The organism is Agrobacterium cavarae, from assembly GCF_004310285.1.
Lineage (GTDB): Bacteria > Pseudomonadota > Alphaproteobacteria > Rhizobiales > Rhizobiaceae > Agrobacterium > Agrobacterium cavarae.
Map to the genome: position 1 here is coordinate 59,788 of NZ_SISF01000032.1, position 17,805 is coordinate 77,592.

Below are 17,805 nucleotides of genomic sequence, written 5' to 3' on the forward strand. Positions count from 1 at the left end.
TCTTTCCACAAAGCGTCAGCCGCTGGCCTCTGCCTCTTCACGTGCTTCGCGTTGCGCGCGCTCGCGTGCTGTCCTGGCAGCCACGAGATCGGCGGGCGAAGCATTGCCGCGTATCAGCGACCGGCCCGCATAAATACCGCCCACGACCTCGATCGCAAAGCGCTCGACATCCACATCTCGAAACTCTTCCACCAGCCGCTCGGCTGTATCCCGTTCTTCACCGACGGAGGTCAGGGCCTTCTGCGAGAAATCCAGCGCCGATTCATAGGTTTCGCGGATCTGATAATCGACGCCGGCCTTGACCAGATCGATTGCGTGACCGCGATCGAAAGCGCGGGCCAGAACCGGTACGAGGGGAAACTCGTGCTTGACGATTTCGGCAATGCGGATCGCAGCCTCCTTGTCATCGATGCAGATCAGCACCGCGCGTGCGGTTGCGGCGCCAGCTGCATGCAGGATCTCCGAGCGTGCGCCATCGCCATAATAGACCTTGAAGCCAAAATCGGCCGCATCGCGGACAAAATCCGCGTCCTTGTCGATCAGCGACAACGTGTAGCCCCGCGCGAGCAGCGGCTGGCTAACGATCTGACCGAAGCGGCCGAAGCCAATGATCAGAATGCTGCCCTCGACATTTTCGGGAAGCTCCAGACCATCCGTGTTGGGCTTTGCCGCCGGCATGATCCGGTCATGGGCAATGACCATCAAGGGCGTCAGTATCATCGAGATGATGATCATCGCGGTCAGCACCGCATTGGTTTCGGCATCGAGAATGCCTGCAGTGGATGCGGCGGAATAGAGGACGAAGGCAAATTCGCCGCCCTGTGCCATCAGCACGGCACGCTCGATCGCCTCACGCTGGCAGGTACCGACGAGGCGGGCCACGCTGTAGATCAACAGCGCCTTGACGAACATATAGGCAATGACGCCGATGACCACGATCTTCCAGTTGGCAGCAATCACCGAAAGATCGATCGCCATGCCGACGCCAAGGAAGAAAAGCCCAAGCAGGATGCCGCGAAACGGCTCGATATCGGCTTCCAATTGATGGCGAAAAGCGGACTCGGAAAGAAGCACGCCAGCAAGGAAGGCGCCCATCGCCATGGACAGGCCACTCACCTGCATCAGCAGGGCCGATCCAAGAACGACGAGCAGAGCCGCAGCCGTCATCACCTCGCGCGCGCCGGAAGACGCCAGCAGTCGGAAGAGAGGGTTGAGCAGATAGCGACCGGCAAAGATCAGGGCAACGGTCGCAGCCAAAGCAATACCGATCGAGGAGAGCCGCTCCGCCATCGTGACTTCTTCGCCGCCACTGCCGAGGAATGTGACCAGCACCAGAAGTGGCACAATTGCCAGATCCTCGAAGAGAAGGATGGCGATGATGCGCTGCCCTTTCAACGTCGAGAGGCTGTTGCGCTCTTGAAGCATCTGCATGACGATGGCGGTGGATGTGAGAACGAAACCCGTTCCCGCGACGAAGGAGGGAATGACAGCATAGCCGAAAGCCACGCCGATCATCGTCAGGCCGCCGATACAGACCATCACCTGAAGCGCGCCGAGACCGAAAATGTCCTTGCGCATGGACCACAGCCTTGAGGGCTGCATCTCAAGACCGATGATGAAGAGGAACATCACCACGCCGAGTTCGGCGATATGGATGATGGCCTGCGGATCGGAAAAGGCACCTAAGCCGAAAGGGCCGATGACAAGACCGGCCGCGAGATAACCAAGAACCGAGCCGAGACCAATGCGCTTGAAGATGGGTGCTGCCACCACACCGGCGGCCAGCAGGACGACCACTTGGGCCAGATCATTCGCATTTCCCTCGACGGCCAAGTGTCACCTCCATATTGAAATCACATGCAACTTCCCTAACGGAACCGCGGCTCCCTGCTCAAGCCTTTTTCCGCGAGTTCCTGTTCGTAACTCTGGAACAGTGCGTCTCCTTTTTCGCCCAACTCCTGGAGATAGCGCCAGGTAAAGATACCGCTGTCATGCCCGTCATCGAATGCGATGCGTACCGCATAGTTGCCCGTGGCGACCACGTTGCGGATCGCCACATCGCGCTTGCCCGGCACCGTCACCTTCTGCCCGGGACCATGTCCCTGAACTTCCGCCGAAGGGGATAGGACGCGCAGCATTTCGGCGGGGAGCGTGTGAGAGACACCATTATCGAACACCACCGTCAGGTGTTTGCGATCTTTGGAAACCCGCAATTCGGTGGGCCATGCTTCACTCATGTCGAGTTCCGTCACGTTAAAGGGAAGGAACAACTATGGCCTTGTCGGCTTAGAGGCAAGACATTACATGTTGTAGCAGAACGATCCCGAGATCCAATCGCGCAAAGTACCTGAACATGGAGAGATCGGCTTGAACAGCGTTCTAACGCATCTCGGGCAAGCTCAAGCAATTGCCAAAGCTGATGGCCCCATGATCGACCCCTTCGGTCGGGCGGTCACCTATTTGCGCGTCTCGGTGACGGATCGCTGTGATTTTCGCTGCACCTACTGCATGTCGGAGCACATGACCTTTCTGCCGAAGAAGGATCTGCTGACGCTCGAAGAACTCGACCGGCTCTGTTCCGCCTTCATCGCCAAGGGCGTGCGCAAGCTGCGCCTGACAGGCGGTGAACCACTGGTGCGCAAGAACATCATGCATCTCATCCGCAATCTCGGCCGCCATGTTGAAGCGGGCCGGCTGGATGAGTTGACGCTGACCACCAATGGCTCGCAGCTTGCCGCTCATGCTGCCGAACTTTACGATTGCGGCGTGCGCCGGATCAATGTGTCGCTTGATACGCTCGATGCGGAGAAGTTCCGACAGATCACCCGTTGGGGTGATTTCTCCAAGGTGATGGCCGGTATTGACGCGGCTCTTGCGGCGGGCATCAAGATCAAGCTCAATGCAGTGGCGCTGAAAGACTTCAACGAGCACGAAATTCCCGAACTCATGCGTTTTGCCCACGCGCGTGGCATGGATCTCACGGTCATTGAAACCATGCCGATGGGCGAGATCGAGGAGGACCGCACCGATCGCTATTTGCCGCTGTCGGACCTCCGTGCCTCGCTCGAAGAGCGCTTCACGCTCACCGACATTCCCTTCAAGACGGGCGGACCCGCACGCTACGTAGAGGTCAAGGAAACTGGTGGACGGCTCGGCTTCATCACGCCGATGACGCATAATTTCTGCGAGAGCTGCAACCGCGTCCGCATTACCTGCACCGGCACGCTCTATATGTGCCTCGGTCAGGACGATGCGGCGGATTTGAGAACGCCGCTTCGCGCCTCCGACAGCGACGCGCTTCTGTCTCAGGCGATCGACGACGCGATCCTTCGCAAACCCAAGGGTCACGACTTCATCATCGATCGGAATCGCAAGCGACCCGCCGTCGCCCGCCACATGAGCGTCACCGGCGGCTGATTCTTCAGCTAGCTTATTATTTGATACCCTTACATTAAATGGATTGAATTCGAGCGCTCACCATGTCACGACTTTGGGACAGGAGGAGTGAACGGAGTCGCCTCGCTGCGGAAGGCCCGCATCGCGACCTCGTTCTTGGGATGGCATCATGGCATTGACGGACAATACGCGCGGAGCGCTGCTCATGGCTCTGGCGATGGCAAGCTTTACGGTCAACGACGCCTTCACCAAGTCCGTCACGCCCTACATCAATATCGGACAGATCCTCTTCGTTCGCGGCGTTATGACCTGCGTTCTGGTTTACGTGATTGCGCGCCATATGGGCGCGCTGCGCCCACTCAAGACCATGTTGCGCCCCGTCATCCTGATGCGTTGTCTCTGCGAGATTTCAGCCTCCATCCTATACCTCAAGGCGCTCAGCATGATGCAATTCGCCAATGTGGCGGCCATCATGCAGTCCCTCCCCCTTGCGGTGACGCTCGGTGCAGCACTTTTCTTGAAGGAGCCTGTGGGCTGGCGACGCTGGACTGCGATTTTGGTCGGCTTTCTTGGAGTCCTTGTTATTCTCAGACCCGGTCCGGAAGGTTTTACCTCCGGCGCACTACTGGTGCTGGGTGCGATGTTCGTTACCGCCGGACGCGACCTCTTGACCCGGCGCATGTATGCAGATGTTCCCTCCATGGCCGTCACCATGACAACCACCGTCGTCAACACCTTGTTCGGTGCGGCGCTGATCATGCCATTTGGTGGCTGGCAGCCGATGGACACCTATGTCTGGTCCCATCTGGTGGCAGCCGCCTTCCTAGTCGTCATCGGTTATCAGGCGGTCATCACGGCAATGCGCAGCGGTGACATCTCCTTCGTTGCACCCTTCCGCTACACCAGCATGATCTGGGCCTTCTCGATCGGCTTTTTCTTCTTCGGCGATCATTTGGATGTCTGGACGCTGTCGGGCACGGCCATCATTGTCGCCTCCGGTCTCTACACATTCTACCGCGAAAGCCGGCGTCACCGTGCGCCGATCGCCAAGCAAGCGATAGGCATCGAATGAACAAGGCGCGCTTTCTCGATCGCTCGACCCCACCGCATGTGATGACACTCGTTCTGGTGGCCGGTGTCGCAGCACTCAGCATGAATGTCTTCCTGCCGTCGCTTGCGGCAATGTCGGTCTATTTCGGCACTGATTATGCCGTCATGCAGTTTGCCGTCTCAGGCTATCTCGCCGCCACTGCCGTGCTTCAACTCGTGATCGGACCGCTGTCCGATCGCTTCGGGCGTAGACCCGTGATGCTCGTCAGCATCGTGCTGATGATTGTCGCCACGCTGATCTGCACATTCGCGCCGAACATCACCGTCTTCATGATTGGCCGCGTTCTGCAGGCGGCTATTGCCTCGGGCTTCGTTCTGGCGAGAGCGATCGTTCGTGACATGGTGCCTGCCGAGCAGGCGGCCTCGATGATCGGCTACGTCACCATGGGCATGTCGGTGGTGCCTATGGTCGGGCCCACCGTCGGCGGTTTTCTCAATGATCTCGCCGGCTGGCAGGCAAGCTTCGCTTTTGTCGGCATGTCGGCGGTGGTGGTTCTGCTGCTCGTCTTTTTCGACATGGGCGAAACCAACCGGCAGAAGTCGGCAAGTTTCGCAGCCCAGTTCCAGGCCTGGCCGCAGCTTCTTCGCTCCACCCGTTTCTGGGGCTATGCGCTGACCTGCACGCTCTCCTCCGGCCTGTTTTTCTCCTTCCTCGGCGGCGCGCCGTTCGTCGGCAGTGTGCTCTACGGGCTGACGCCAGCGGTGCTGGGCATGCAGTTCTTCTTCATGGCGACAGGATATATGCTGGGCAACTTCGTTTCCGGCCGCTACGCCAGCCGCATCGGCATCCCGGTGATGATGCTGGCCGGCAATGTGATCGCGCTTGTCGGCATCGTCATTGCATACCTGCTCCTTCAACTTGATCTCGGCAGCCACTATGAGTTCTTCATTCCGCTCGCGCTGATCGGCGTCGGCAATGGCGTGACACTGCCGAGCGCCAATGCCGGCATGGTCAGCGTCCAGCCGCATCTGGCAGGCTCCGCCTCCGGACTTGGCGGCGCGCTGACGATTGGCGGTGGAGCGATGCTTTCCGTTGTCGCCTCGTCTCTGCTATCGGAGGAAGCTGGAACGACGCATCTGCTCCTCGTCATGCTGGTGAATGGCGTGCTTGCCGTGGCGACAAGCGCTTATGCGGGCAGACAGGAGCGCCGCCACGCGCAGCGTCTGCTAAGAGGTGAGGCATGATGAAAACCGCACGCTCCCTTCCTGGCCTGATTCTGGCCGGCGGTCTTTCGCGACGCATGGGCTCCAACAAGGCTCTCTGCCCCTTTGGCGAGCGACACCTTCTGCACCACGTCATTGATAGACTGGCGCCACAGATTTCGACGCTGGCGCTCAATGCCACCGGCGAGTGGGGCAAGGCCTTCGACCTGCCTCTCGTGCCAGATACCAAGATGGGTCACGCAGGACCTCTCGCTGGCGTTCTCGCAGGCTTGCAGCACTTTAGAGACCACCCATCTGGCGCGAGCCACATGTTGACGGCGCCTTCAGACAGTCCGTTTTTTCCGGACGATCTTGCTTCGAAGCTTTTGGATCACCTACCGGACGAGAACACCATCGTTGTCGCCGCATCCAACGGACAGGTTCATCCCGTCTTTGCTCTCTGGCCGTTTGCTCTCGTCGAGGATCTGGAGAACTGGCTCGCGGAGGACGACAACCGTCGCATCCGCAGCTTTCTGGCGCGCCACCCCACGATCGGCGTGTCCTTTCCACCAGTGGAAAGCGCCACCAGTTCCATCGATCCGTTTTTCAACATCAACACCCCGGAAGAGCTATCGCAAGCGCAAACCTTCCTGAAGAGTCTTACTCCATGACGCGTCAAAAAGTGTTTGGCATTTCCGGCTGGAAAAACTCGGGCAAGACTGGGCTGGCAGTCCGCATCGTCACGGAGCTCACCGCGCGCGGCTACCGTGTCTCCACGATCAAGCACGCCCATCATGATTTCGATATCGACAAGGTGGGTGCGGATAGCTGGCGGCACAGACAGGCCGGCGCGCATGAGGTGACGATCGTATCCGGCACGCGCTTTGCCATCATGCATGAGCTGCGCGGCGCGGCTGAACCCTCTTTCGAGGAAATCCTCGCGCGCATTGCGCCCTGCGATCTGGTTCTGATCGAAGGCTATAAATACGAGCCCGTGCCGAAAATAGAGGCCCGCCGGAAGGACGCCGCAAAGACGGAACCGCTGGCGCCGAGCGATCCGCATATCATTGCAATCGCTGCCGATCACTTGATCCCGGAAAGTACTCTTCCCGTTTTCGATCTCGATGACACAGGCCGTATCGCCGACTTCATCGAGGCGACGGTCGGACTTGAGCGTCCATCAAAATGAAAAAGCCGGGCCTTCCGACCCGGCTTTTCCTTTACCTTGATACGCAAAACACTATTCAAGGAAAGAGGATGGGTTCACCGGCGTTGCGTCCTTGCGGACTTCGAAGTGAACCTGAGGACGCTTAGCACTGCCAGTCATGCCGGAGGTGGCAATTGTCTGGCCGCGCTGAACCTTCTGGCCGCGCTGAACATCGAGGTTGGCAGCGTTGCCGTAAACAGTGACCTTGCCGTCGTCGTGACGCACCAGGACCGTGTTGCCGAGTTGCTTCAGACCGTTGCCGGCATAGATGACCACACCGTTTTCGGCAGCCTTGATCGGCGTGCCTTCCGGAACGGAGATGTTGATGCCGTCATTGCGGTTGCCATCGACATTCTCACCGAAGCCGGAAATCACGGCACCGCGAACCGGCCAGCGATACTTGCCGATGCCGGTGGATTCCGGCGCGATTGACGCGACATCAGACTTCTTCTCGACATCGCTCACACTTGCTTCGGCAGCCGGTGCCTTCGGCACTTCTGTCTTGGCAACAGGTGTCTCGACAGCCTTTGCAGCAGCCGCGGGCGCAACAGTCTCATGCGGCTTGACCGAGGCGGTCTTGATGCCGTCTGTTCCAGCGGCTGGGATGGCGAGCGTCTGACCGATGCGAATATTGCCATCTGCAATGTTGTTGGCAGATTTCAGCTCGGCAACGGAGACGCCGTTTTCACGAGCGATCTTGGCAAGGCTGTCGCCCGGCTTGACCTTGTAGCCACCGGTTGGCGGCAGCGGCTTGCCACCTGGAGGGGTCAGCTTGCCATTCTCAGCCGAAACCTTGTCGCGAGCAGCGCCCTGTGCCGGCAGGACAGCGAGATTCTGTTCCTGACCACGGGTTGGAGCCGGGGCGTTGTTCTTGCTCAAATCGATATTGTTGGACGCAGCACGGGCTGCATTGGGTGTCTGACCAAAGCGCGGAATGACGATCGACTGACCAGGACGCGCAGCCGATGCACTCTTCAGGCCATTTGCCTGCAGGATTGCCTTCTCCGGCACGCCGTAGCGTCTGGAGAGCGTTGCGACGGTCTCGCCGGAATTCAGCGTGACCGAAGACGCGCCTTCCGTGTGCCAGCCATTATTGTCGCGCTTGACGGAGCCGGTCGACAGCGTATCGGCGCTGTTGTTCGCCGGCAGCCGCGCCGACGCCATGGAGGGTGCGCCGTTTGCGGTCGCAGATGGGAATGGCTGTGCCATGGCTTCGCGTCTCGTCGCAGGATCGCGGCTTGCTACCGGCGATGGAGCGGAGAGCTCGGCGCGCTGAACAGGTGCGGCAGAGGATGCCGAACGGGCCGTTGATGGCTGGACCGAACCATAGCCGCCATTCGAAGCCGGATAAGGCTGGTTCATGGCCGCGTTCTGGTTGCCATAACCGCCCTGCGGGGCGGCAGCATAACCGCCACCATTCATATCAGCCTGGGGAACGGGGGCCTGACCATAGGCACCGGCACCGTTGCGCTGAGGAATGGACGCGGTCGTCATCTGATCCGTATTGTTACTGGAAAAGAGTCCGCTAAAGCGTGTCGCGTCCGAGCTGCAACCCGTTGCGACGCTTGCCAGCAATGCCGCTGCGAACATCTTTGCGATTGATTTTCCGGTTTTAGGCGAATGACTCATACGCATGACTCGATCTACACTGACGCAAACGCCGCATCGGAATCGATCCGGCTGAACAAACACTTGCAAGGCCCCTCTTCCGAAACGGAAAAACCATGCGTCGATGAGATGATTAAAGCGCGTTAGTGTTACCACGCCGTTAAAACGTTAAGCTCTTCGCATATTTTTTGATAATTCGATAACCATGCCGGCCTCAGCGATATCCAGCATGGGGTCTCATCCGTCGCCAATGCATGGCCCTGCCTGATTCCCACCAGTTGACCGCGACCCCTCATCCGCGCCAAATCTCGATGGAGGGGAGGAACCACGATGATCGACAAGCTGGAATTTTTCATTGCTCTAGCCCGCGCGGAACATTTCGGTCGGGCAGCCGAAGAATGCCGCATCTCGCAGCCGACACTTTCGGCAGCAATCCGCCAGCTTGAGGATCAGTTGGGCGTCGTGCTGGTCGTGCGCGGGTCGCGCTATCAGGGGCTGACCCCGGAAGGCCAACGCGTTCTCGAATGGGCAAGGCGGATCGTCGGCGATGCTCGCACCATGCGCGAAGAGATGCGCGCAGCCCGAAAGGGTCTCGCGGGGCATATCAGGATCGCCGTTATCCCCACTGCACTCGCCATGGTGCCAAGGCTGACCGAGCCTTTTCAGGCACGTCACCCGGATGTTACGTTCTCGGTCGCCTCGCGGACGTCCCTGCAGGTTCTCAGTCAGCTGGAAAATCTCGAGATCGACGCGGGAATCACCTACCTCGACAATGAACCGCTGGGCCGGGTCACCACCGTTCCTCTTTATTCGGAACGCTACCACCTCATTACAGCAGCCGGAACGCCGCTTGCGGATCGCGAAGTTGTGACGTGGAAGGAGGTCTCCGGTCTTCGGCTTTGTCTATTAACACCGGACATGCAAAACCGTCGTATCATCAATGCGCATATGGCTGAAGCTGGCGTCCAAACAAAGCCGACACTTGAATCCAATTCGATGATCGTGCTGTTTTCCCACATAAGAACCGGTCAATGGGCCTCCATCATGCCGCGTAACGTTGCGGAATCATTCGGTTTTCCGGAGCAGATCCGGATGATACCGATCTCGGAGCCGGATGCTGAACACTTGGTGGGATTGGTCGCGACCCATCGTGAGCCTCACACGCCTCTCGTTTCAGCGCTTCTGCATGAAGCCAGATCCCGCGCGGCGGCATCGGCTTTCGATAGAAATTTTCTATCGCATAACGGGACGTCTTTATTGACCTGACGGATGCATTCTCGCCATCCTTCCCGAAAGCCAGATTGGGACACGCGCAACCTACGAGCACTCGGCTTCTCGGTATCGCGGGTTCCACGGAGATAAGTCTCTGTCTGTCTGGCGTCGGTTTGGGAGGACTGACCATGAACATTCGAGCGGTTGCCAGTACCGAGGCAAGCCGGATATCCGAAATCATCGATCACTGTCGCCACTTGGAAGGTCCGATGTTGCCTATCCTGCACCAGGTGCAGGCGGAGTTCGGCTATATTCCGGAAAGTGCCAAGCAGTTGATCGCCTCCGCGCTCAATGTTTCGCGCGCCGAAGTGCATGGTGTCATCACCTTCTACCACGATTTTCGCGATCACCCCGCCGGGCGCCACACCCTGAAGCTCTGTCGTGCCGAAGCCTGTCAGTCGATGGGCGGCGACAGGCTTGCCGAACGCGCGAAAGCAAGGCTCGGCCTCGACTGGCACGAAACCGCACCCGATGGCTCGGTCACGCTCGAACTTGTCTTCTGTCTTGGCCTCTGCGCTTCTGCCCCGGCCGCCATGCTGGACGGTGAGCTTTATGGACGCGTCGATGAGCACTGTCTGAACGACATCGTGGCGGAGGTCAGCAAATGACCATCACCGTCTTCGTTCCCCGCGATGCGGCAGCCCTTGCTGTCGGTGCCGACAGGGTGGCCGCGGCCATCGAGCGAGAGGCCGCCTCCCGCGGCCATGATGTCCACATTGTCCGCAACGGCTCTCGCGGCGTGCTCTGGCTGGAGGTGCTGGTCGAAGTGCGCACCGACGCGGGTCGTGTCGCCTATGGGCCGGTCAAGGCATCGGATGTCCCGTCTCTTTTCGAAGCGGATTTTCTCAATGGCGGCGCGCACCCACTCGCCCATGGCCTGACAGAGGATATCCCATTCTTCAAAAGCCAGACACGCCTCACCTTCTCGCGCTGTGGCGTTACCGATCCTCTGTCGCTCGATGACTATCGCCAGTATCAGGGCCTGGCCGGCCTGGAGAAGGCGATCGGGATGCCTCCTGCGGACATCGTCCGACAGGTCACCGACAGCGGCCTTCGTGGACGCGGTGGTGCAGGCTTCCCGACAGGCATCAAATGGAAGACCGTCGCAGACGCTTCCGCTGACCAGAAATACATCGTCTGCAACGCCGATGAGGGCGACAGCGGTACCTTCGCAGATCGCATGATCATGGAAGGCGATCCCTTCGTCCTGATCGAGGGCATGGCTATCGCCGCAATCGCAGTCGGTGCGACCAAGGGCTACATCTACACCCGCTCCGAGTATCCGCATGCGATCGCCGTCATGGACGAGGCGATAAAAATTGCTCGCTCTGCTGGCATCCTCGGCTCTTCCGTGATGGGCTCGTCCCACGCCTTCGATATGGAAGTGCGCGTTGGCGCCGGTGCCTATGTCTGCGGCGAGGAAACCTCGCTTCTCAACAGTCTGGAAGGCAAGCGCGGTATCGTTCGGGCCAAGCCGCCGCTTCCAGCGCTCCAGGGCCTGTTCGGCAAGCCGACCGTCGTCAACAACGTCATGTCGCTGGCTTCCATTCCGGTGATCATGGATCGCGGCGCGCAGTTCTATCGCGATTACGGCGTCGGCCGCTCCAATGGCACGATCCCGATTCAGCTCGCCGGCAACCTGAAACATGGCGGTCTCTACGAAGCCGCGTTTGGCATGACGCTCGGCCAACTCGTCAACGAGATTGGCGGCGGCACCATTTCCGGTCGCCCGGTCAAGGCGGTGCAGGTGGGCGGTCCACTCGGTGCCTATTTCCCGCCATCGCTCTTCGACACGGTCTTCGACTATGAAGCCTTTACCGCCACCGGCGGTCTGATCGGTCACGCGGGCATTGTCGTCTTCGACGACACCGTCGACATGCTGAATCAGGCACGTTTTGCAATGGAATTCTGTGCGGTCGAAAGCTGTGGCAAATGCACGCCCTGCCGCATCGGCTCGACACGCGGCGTCGAAACCGCCGACAAGATCGCGCGCGGTATCGAACCCGAGAAAAACCGCCAGCTTCTGGCCGATCTCTGCAACACCATGAAGTTCGGCTCGCTCTGCGCGCTGGGCGGCTTCACCCCCTATCCGGTGATGAGCGCGATGACGCACTTCCCGGAGGATTTCGCACCCACCCCACTTGTTGAAGCGGCGGAGTGATACCATGACCCTTGTTCACGAAATCGATTACGGTACCCCGGCCTCAAAATCCACGGACGTGGTGACGCTGACCATCGATGGTCGCGAGATCACCGTGCCTGCGGGCACCTCCATCATGCGCGCCTCCATGGAAGCGGGTATTCAGGTTCCGAAGCTTTGCGCCACCGATATGGTCGACGCATTCGGCTCCTGCCGCCTCTGTCTGGTGGAGGTGGAGGGTCGAAACGGCACCCCCGCCTCCTGCACCACGCCGGTTGCGCCAGGTCTCGTCGTCCATACACAGACGGAACGGTTGAAGCAAATCCGCAAGGGGGTGATGGAGCTCTACATCTCCGACCACCCGCTCGACTGCCTGACCTGTGCGGCCAATGGCGATTGCGAGTTGCAGGACATGGCAGGTGCGGTTGGCCTGCGTGATGTGCGCTACGGCTATGAGGGCGACAACCACGTCAAGGCGCGCTCGACTGATGGCGGCGTCAACGCGCAGTGGATGCCGAAGGACGAGTCGAACCCCTACTTCACCTATGATCCTTCAAAATGCATCGTCTGCTCACGCTGCGTCCGCGCCTGCGAAGACGTGCAAGGTACGTTCGCCCTGACCATCGAAGGGCGTGGCTTTGATAGCCGCGTGTCGCCCGGTGCGCATGAAGCCTTCCTCGATTCCGAATGCGTCTCCTGCGGCGCCTGTGTTCAGGCCTGTCCCACGGCAACACTGACGGAAAAATCCGTGATCGCCATTGGTCAGCCAGAACATTCAATGGTCACCACCTGCGCCTATTGTGGCGTGGGCTGTTCCTTCAAGGCGGAAATGCGCGGCGAAGAGCTGGTCCGTATGGTGCCGTGGAAGGATGGACAGGCAAATCGTGGCCATTCCTGCGTCAAGGGCCGCTTTGCCTATGGCTATGCCAGCCACAAGGACCGCATCCTCAATCCGATGATCCGTGAAAAGATTACAGACCCCTGGCGGGAGGTGACGTGGGAAGAGGCATACTCCCATGTGGCGTCCGAATTCCGTCGTATCCAAAGCCAGTACGGGAAGGACTCGATCGGCGGCATCACGTCCTCGCGCTGCACCAATGAAGAGACCTACCTGGTGCAGAAGCTGATCCGCGCCGGCTTTGGCAACAACAATGTCGATACCTGCGCCCGCGTCTGCCATTCGCCAACCGGCTATGGCCTCGGCCAGGCCTTCGGCACATCTGCCGGCACACAGAACTTCGACAGTGTCGAACAGTCTGACGTCGTGCTTGTCATTGGCGCGAACCCCACGGATGGCCACCCGGTCTTCGGCTCCCGGCTGAAGAAGCGGCTGCGCCAGGGCGCCAAGCTGATCGTCATAGATCCACGCCGCATCGATCTTGTGCGCACGCCGCATGTGGAGGCTGCCTTCCACCTGCCGCTGAAGCCCGGCACCAACGTTGCGGTGCTGACTGCACTTGCCCATGTCATCGTCACCGAAGGTCTCTTCAACGAAGCCTTCATTCGCGAACGTTGCGATTGGTCCGAATTCGAGGACTGGGCAGCCTTCGTATCGGAAGAGGAGCACAGCCCGGAGGAGACGGAAAAGTTCACCGGCGTTCCGGCAGCAGAGCTTCGCGGTGCTGCGCGTCTTTATGCCCGCGGCGGCAATGGCGCCATCTATTATGGTCTTGGCGTCACCGAACACAGCCAGGGCTCCACCACCGTCATGGCAATCGCCAACCTCGCAATGGCAACGGGCAATATCGGTCGTCCTGGCGTCGGCGTGAACCCGCTGCGTGGTCAAAACAACGTCCAGGGCTCCTGCGATATGGGCTCTTTCCCCCACGAACTGCCGGGCTATCGCCATATCTCGGACGACGCGACGCGCGAGACTTTCGAAAAGCTATGGGGCGTGACGCTCAACAGTGAGCCTGGCTTGCGTATTCCCAACATGCTGGATGCCGCAGTCGAAGGGTCGTTCAAGGGCATCTACATTCAGGGCGAAGACATTCTGCAATCCGACCCGGATACAAAGCATGTGTCTGCAGGACTCGCTGCCATGGAATGCGTCGTCGTACACGACCTCTTCCTCAACGAGACAGCAAACTACGCCCATGTCTTCCTGCCGGGATCGACCTTCCTCGAAAAGGACGGCACCTTCACCAATGCCGAACGCCGCATCAATCGCGTGCGCAAGGTGATGAGCCCGAAAAATGGCTATGCCGATTGGGAGGTAACGCAGAAGCTCGCCCAGGCGATGGGGCTCGATTGGAACTACACCCATCCATCCGAGATCATGGACGAGATCGCAGCAACAACGCCAAGCTTCGCCAGTGTTTCCTACGACTATCTGGAGAAGCACGGCTCGGTCCAATGGCCTTGCAACGAGAAATTCCCGCTCGGCTCACCCATCATGCATGTCGACGGCTTCGTGCGTGGCAAGGGCAAGTTCATCCGCACCGAATATGTGGCGACTGACGAACGAACCGGCCCTCGCTTCCCATTACTGCTGACGACAGGTCGTATCCTCTCCCAGTACAATGTCGGCGCGCAAACCCGCCGTACCGAGAATGTCGTGTGGCACGAGGAGGACCGGCTGGAAATTCATCCTCACGACGCCGAACAGCGCGGCATCAAGGACGGTGACTGGATCAAGCTCGCAAGCCGTTCAGGCGACACAACGCTTCGGGCGCTGATCACCGACCGCGTAGCGCCCGGCGTCGTCTATACGACCTTCCACCATCCGGACACGCAGGCCAATGTCATCACCACGGACTTCTCCGACTGGGCGACCAACTGTCCGGAATACAAGGTGACGGCCGTTCAGGTCTCGCCATCCAACGGTCCGACGGAGTGGCAGGAAGATTATGAAGAATTCTCCCGCCAGTCGCGCCGAATCGTGGCGAAACTTGACGCGGCGGAATAGGATCGGAGAATGCAGCAGAAACCGAGCCGAACGATCGACGAATGGCGCTTCCGACAGGGGCGAATGGAGGCGGGCCACCGCATCGTCCCGGAGGAAGTACCGGTCGCCTTCTCCTATGGAGGCTCCACCCATGCGGTGATGATGGCAACGCCGACAGACCTCATCGACTTCGCCTATGGTTTTTCGCTGGCGGAGGAAATCGTGACGTCGGCGGAAGATATCCTCGAGGTCGATCTGGTTGAAGCGGGTCGAGGGATCGACGTGCAGATTACGCTGAAGGATACGACAGCCGACGCGCTGGTGGCCCGCCGCCGGCGCATGGCAGGACCAGTCGGCTGTGGTCTTTGTGGTATTGAATCGATCGAGCAGGCAACTCGCAAGGTTGCGACGGTCAAGGATCCGGCGGCCCGCCTCATGCCCAGGCAGATCAGCGAAGCCATTCGCCTGCTTGGCGATGGGCAAGGCCTCAATCGCGAAACACGAGCTGTACACGGCGCGGGTTTCTACCGGCCAGAGAACGGCATCGTCGCGGTGCGAGAAGATGTCGGGCGGCACAATGCTCTGGACAAGCTCTCCGGTGCAATCCTCCGCTCCGGGCATCCGGCAACCGATGGTATCGTGGTCGTCACCAGCCGTCTTTCCGTCGAAATGGTGCAGAAAACGGCCCTTCTCGGATGCCCGGTCCTCGTCGCGATTTCGGCGCCGACAGCGCTTGCCATCGAGACGGCAGAAGAAGCTGGCATCAGCCTGATCGGTATCGCCCGCGGCGATGAATTCGAAGTGTTTACCAGGCCTGACCGTCTGGTCTCCGGGGAGAGCAGTCATGTCGCTTAGCCACACAGATGAGAAGCTGATCCGCATGGCGAACCAGATCGCCACATTCTTTACCTCGCAGCCGCAGGACGTGCAGGTGGATGGGGTGGCCACGCACATCAACAAGTTCTGGGAGCCGCGCATGCGGCGGCGGTTCTTCGAGATGATCGACAACGGCGCAGACGGCTTCCTGCCGCTCGTCGTGACGGCATCGGCAAAGATCAAGCGGCCGGGAGACCCAACCACGCAGGCGGTCGGCCTGGGAGAAGACGCAGCAAAGGGTGCGCCGGGAGGCAAAGGTCCGATTGCTGGAGAATCTCTTTCGGAACCCAGCATTCCTTCCGGCGCGGCGTGAAGGTGGACCGAAAGCGCACGGTCCTTGCGCACGCCAATATGAGGTCGAAACCTACATCCTGGAAGACGGGTTTGATCAGCCCGGCTTTCCCTTTTTCATCGATGCCCGCTCATCAGGTGTGAGCGAGAGCATTTGACGTTGTCCTGACATTCCAAAGAGGGAGGTATTGTCGATGGCAGTTGCAGGCGTAAGCGGAGGAGGCATGGCGGGGGCAGGTCTTCTCGATCGAGAGCGAATTATCGCCAAACCCGGTTTCAACCGGTGGCTGGTTCCGCCAGCCGCACTGGCAATCCACCTGTGCATCGGAATGGCCTATGGCTTCAGCGTGTTCTGGCTGCCGTTGTCGCGAGCCCTTCCGGCGACCGATCCGAGCTGCTCGAGCCTGACGCTCGTCGGCGCTCTCTTCACCACCGCCTGCAATTGGCGCGTGGCGGACCTTGGATGGATCTACACGCTCTTCTTCGTTCTGCTCGGCTGCTCGGCTGCCATCTGGGGCGGCTGGCTGGAGCGTGTCGGTCCACGCAAGGCTGGCTTCGTTTCCGCCTGCTGCTGGTGCGGCGGTATTCTCGTTGCAGCGCTCGGCGTTATGACCCATCAGTTGTGGCTGATGTGGCTCGGTGCTGGCGTGATTGGCGGCGTGGGTCTTGGACTTGGTTACATCTCTCCCGTCTCGACCCTGATCAAGTGGTTCCCGGATCGGCGCGGCATGGCAACCGGCATGGCCATCATGGGTTTCGGTGGCGGCGCAATGATCGGCGCTCCACTTGCCAACCTGCTGATGGGCTATTTCAAGACCGACACGACGGTCGGCGTGTGGCAGACTTTCGTCGTGATGGCGTTGATCTATTTCGTCTTCATGATGGCAGGTGCTTTCGGCTACCGCATACCACCGGCTGGCTGGCGCCCCGAAGGCTGGACGCCGCCGGCTGCCAAAAGCGCGATGATCACGACGCGTCATGTGCATCTGCGTGATGCTCACAAGACCAAACAGTTCTGGTTGATCTGGGCAGTTCTCTGCCTCAACGTCTCTGCCGGTATCGGCGTCATCGGCATGGCCTCGCCCATGCTGCAGGAAATCTTCGCTGGTTCCTTGATCGGCCAGCCAAGCGTTGCCTTTGCCGATCTTGACGCCGCGCAGAAGGCACAGATCGCGGCAATCGCCGCTGGCTTCACTGGCCTTCTGTCGCTCTTCAACATTGGTGGCCGCTTCTTCTGGGCATCGATGTCCGATAAGATCGGCAGAAAGAACACCTATTTCTGCTTCTTCATCCTCGGCATCATCCTCTATGCGCTGGCACCCACGCTTGCTCTGATGGGCTCCAAGGCTCTCTTCGTCCTCGCCTTCGGCATCATCCTGTCGATGTATGGCGGCGGTTTTGCCACCATTCCGGCCTATCTGGCAGACATCTTCGGCACGCAATTCGTTGGCGCCATCCACGGTCGTTTGCTGACAGCCTGGGCAACGGCCGGCATCGTCGGTCCGGTCGTGGTCAACTATATCCGTGAGGCGCAGATCGCCGCCGGTGTAGCGCCTGGGCCGGCCCTCTATACCAGCACGATGTATATTCTTGCCGGTATGCTGGCGCTTGGCCTCATCGCCAACGCCTTCGTCAAGCCGCTCTCCGACAAGTGGTTCATGTCGGATGAGGAAGTCGCCTCGCTCCAGGCCAAGACCGCTGCCGCCAATGCCGGCCCGACCGGTTCCTTCGGCATCGGCAAGGGTGGCTTCGATGGCAAGGCCGCTCTCGCCTGGGCCGCTGTCGGCCTTCCGCTTCTGTGGGGCGTGTGGGTGACGCTGAAGAGCAGCTTCGCGCTCTTCGGGTAAGTTGCCGACGGATCTCAAAGACCATCAA

At 59.9% G+C, this 17,805-nt stretch carries 15 protein-coding genes; 12 read left to right on the forward strand and 3 right to left on the reverse strand.

What is annotated here, in order from left to right; translation table 11 throughout:
• Nucleotides 1-15: 15 nt before the first annotated feature.
• Complete coding sequence (locus EYC79_RS16305; RefSeq protein ID WP_130978645.1) at nucleotides 16-1,833, reverse strand: monovalent cation:proton antiporter-2 (CPA2) family protein; 1,818 nt, start codon at nucleotides 1,831-1,833, stop codon at nucleotides 16-18.
• 35 nt (nucleotides 1,834-1,868) lie between these two features.
• The gene (locus EYC79_RS16310; protein ID WP_130978646.1) at nucleotides 1,869-2,237 is read right to left on the reverse strand and encodes a gamma-butyrobetaine hydroxylase family protein; all 369 of its coding nucleotides are present in this window, start codon (nucleotides 2,235-2,237) and stop codon (nucleotides 1,869-1,871) included.
• A gap of 190 nt (nucleotides 2,238-2,427) precedes the next feature.
• Here EYC79_RS16310 and moaA point away from each other — a divergent pair, with 190 nt between their 5' ends.
• The 5 genes from moaA (at nucleotide 2,428) to mobB (ending at nucleotide 6,838) form a co-directional block, all read left to right on the forward strand.
• On the forward strand, nucleotides 2,428-3,417 hold the full coding sequence (gene moaA, locus EYC79_RS16315; protein WP_207773955.1) for a GTP 3',8-cyclase MoaA: 990 nt from the start codon (nucleotides 2,428-2,430) through the stop codon (nucleotides 3,415-3,417).
• A 148-nt stretch (nucleotides 3,418-3,565) separates the two neighbouring features.
• Nucleotides 3,566-4,468 carry a DMT family transporter gene (locus tag EYC79_RS16320; protein WP_116493448.1) on the forward strand — a complete coding sequence of 301 codons (903 nt, stop codon included), beginning with the start codon at nucleotides 3,566-3,568 and terminating at the stop codon, nucleotides 4,466-4,468.
• A complete protein-coding gene (locus tag EYC79_RS16325; RefSeq protein WP_116493449.1) occupies nucleotides 4,465-5,691 on the forward strand; it encodes a multidrug effflux MFS transporter in 1,227 nt (408 codons plus the stop codon). Before EYC79_RS16320 ends, EYC79_RS16325 begins: the two co-directional genes overlap by 4 nt.
• Nucleotides 5,688-6,320, forward strand: a complete 633-nt coding sequence (gene mobA, locus EYC79_RS16330) for a molybdenum cofactor guanylyltransferase MobA (protein WP_245495304.1) — start codon at nucleotides 5,688-5,690, stop codon at nucleotides 6,318-6,320. The genes EYC79_RS16325 and mobA overlap by 4 nt, the downstream gene beginning before the upstream one ends.
• A complete protein-coding gene (gene mobB / locus EYC79_RS16335) occupies nucleotides 6,317-6,838 on the forward strand; it encodes a molybdopterin-guanine dinucleotide biosynthesis protein B (RefSeq protein WP_062424274.1) in 522 nt (173 codons plus the stop codon). The genes mobA and mobB overlap by 4 nt, the downstream gene beginning before the upstream one ends.
• A gap of 51 nt (nucleotides 6,839-6,889) precedes the next feature.
• Here the strand turns inward: mobB and EYC79_RS16340 are convergent, their stop codons facing one another.
• Entirely contained in the window at nucleotides 6,890-8,491 is a 1,602-nt protein-coding gene (locus tag EYC79_RS16340) for a peptidoglycan DD-metalloendopeptidase family protein (RefSeq protein ID WP_130978647.1), read from the reverse strand.
• Between the two features lie 303 nt (nucleotides 8,492-8,794).
• Here EYC79_RS16340 and EYC79_RS16345 point away from each other — a divergent pair, with 303 nt between their 5' ends.
• From EYC79_RS16345 to EYC79_RS16375, 7 genes are all read left to right on the forward strand, one after another.
• The gene (locus tag EYC79_RS16345) at nucleotides 8,795-9,730 is read left to right on the forward strand and encodes a LysR family transcriptional regulator (RefSeq protein WP_130978648.1); all 936 of its coding nucleotides are present in this window, start codon (nucleotides 8,795-8,797) and stop codon (nucleotides 9,728-9,730) included.
• Between the two features lie 134 nt (nucleotides 9,731-9,864).
• Entirely contained in the window at nucleotides 9,865-10,344 is a 480-nt protein-coding gene (locus tag EYC79_RS16350; protein WP_130978649.1) for a formate dehydrogenase subunit gamma, read from the forward strand.
• On the forward strand, nucleotides 10,341-11,897 hold the full coding sequence (locus EYC79_RS16355; protein ID WP_130978650.1) for a formate dehydrogenase beta subunit: 1,557 nt from the start codon (nucleotides 10,341-10,343) through the stop codon (nucleotides 11,895-11,897). Before EYC79_RS16350 ends, EYC79_RS16355 begins: the two co-directional genes overlap by 4 nt.
• 4 nt (nucleotides 11,898-11,901) lie before the next feature.
• Nucleotides 11,902-14,784, forward strand: coding sequence for a formate dehydrogenase subunit alpha (gene fdhF / locus EYC79_RS16360; RefSeq protein WP_130978651.1), 2,883 nt, complete (start codon nucleotides 11,902-11,904; stop codon nucleotides 14,782-14,784).
• 9 nt (nucleotides 14,785-14,793) lie between these two features.
• On the forward strand, nucleotides 14,794-15,618 hold the full coding sequence (gene fdhD, locus EYC79_RS16365; RefSeq protein WP_130978652.1) for a formate dehydrogenase accessory sulfurtransferase FdhD: 825 nt from the start codon (nucleotides 14,794-14,796) through the stop codon (nucleotides 15,616-15,618).
• Nucleotides 15,608-15,952 carry a formate dehydrogenase subunit delta gene (locus EYC79_RS16370; RefSeq protein WP_130978653.1) on the forward strand — a complete coding sequence of 115 codons (345 nt, stop codon included), beginning with the start codon at nucleotides 15,608-15,610 and terminating at the stop codon, nucleotides 15,950-15,952. The genes fdhD and EYC79_RS16370 overlap by 11 nt, the downstream gene beginning before the upstream one ends.
• Before the next feature lie 172 nt (nucleotides 15,953-16,124).
• Nucleotides 16,125-17,777 (forward strand): OFA family MFS transporter, encoded by a 1,653-nt coding sequence (locus EYC79_RS16375; protein ID WP_130978654.1) that lies wholly within the window; start codon nucleotides 16,125-16,127, stop codon nucleotides 17,775-17,777.
• Nucleotides 17,778-17,805 lie beyond the last annotated feature (28 nt).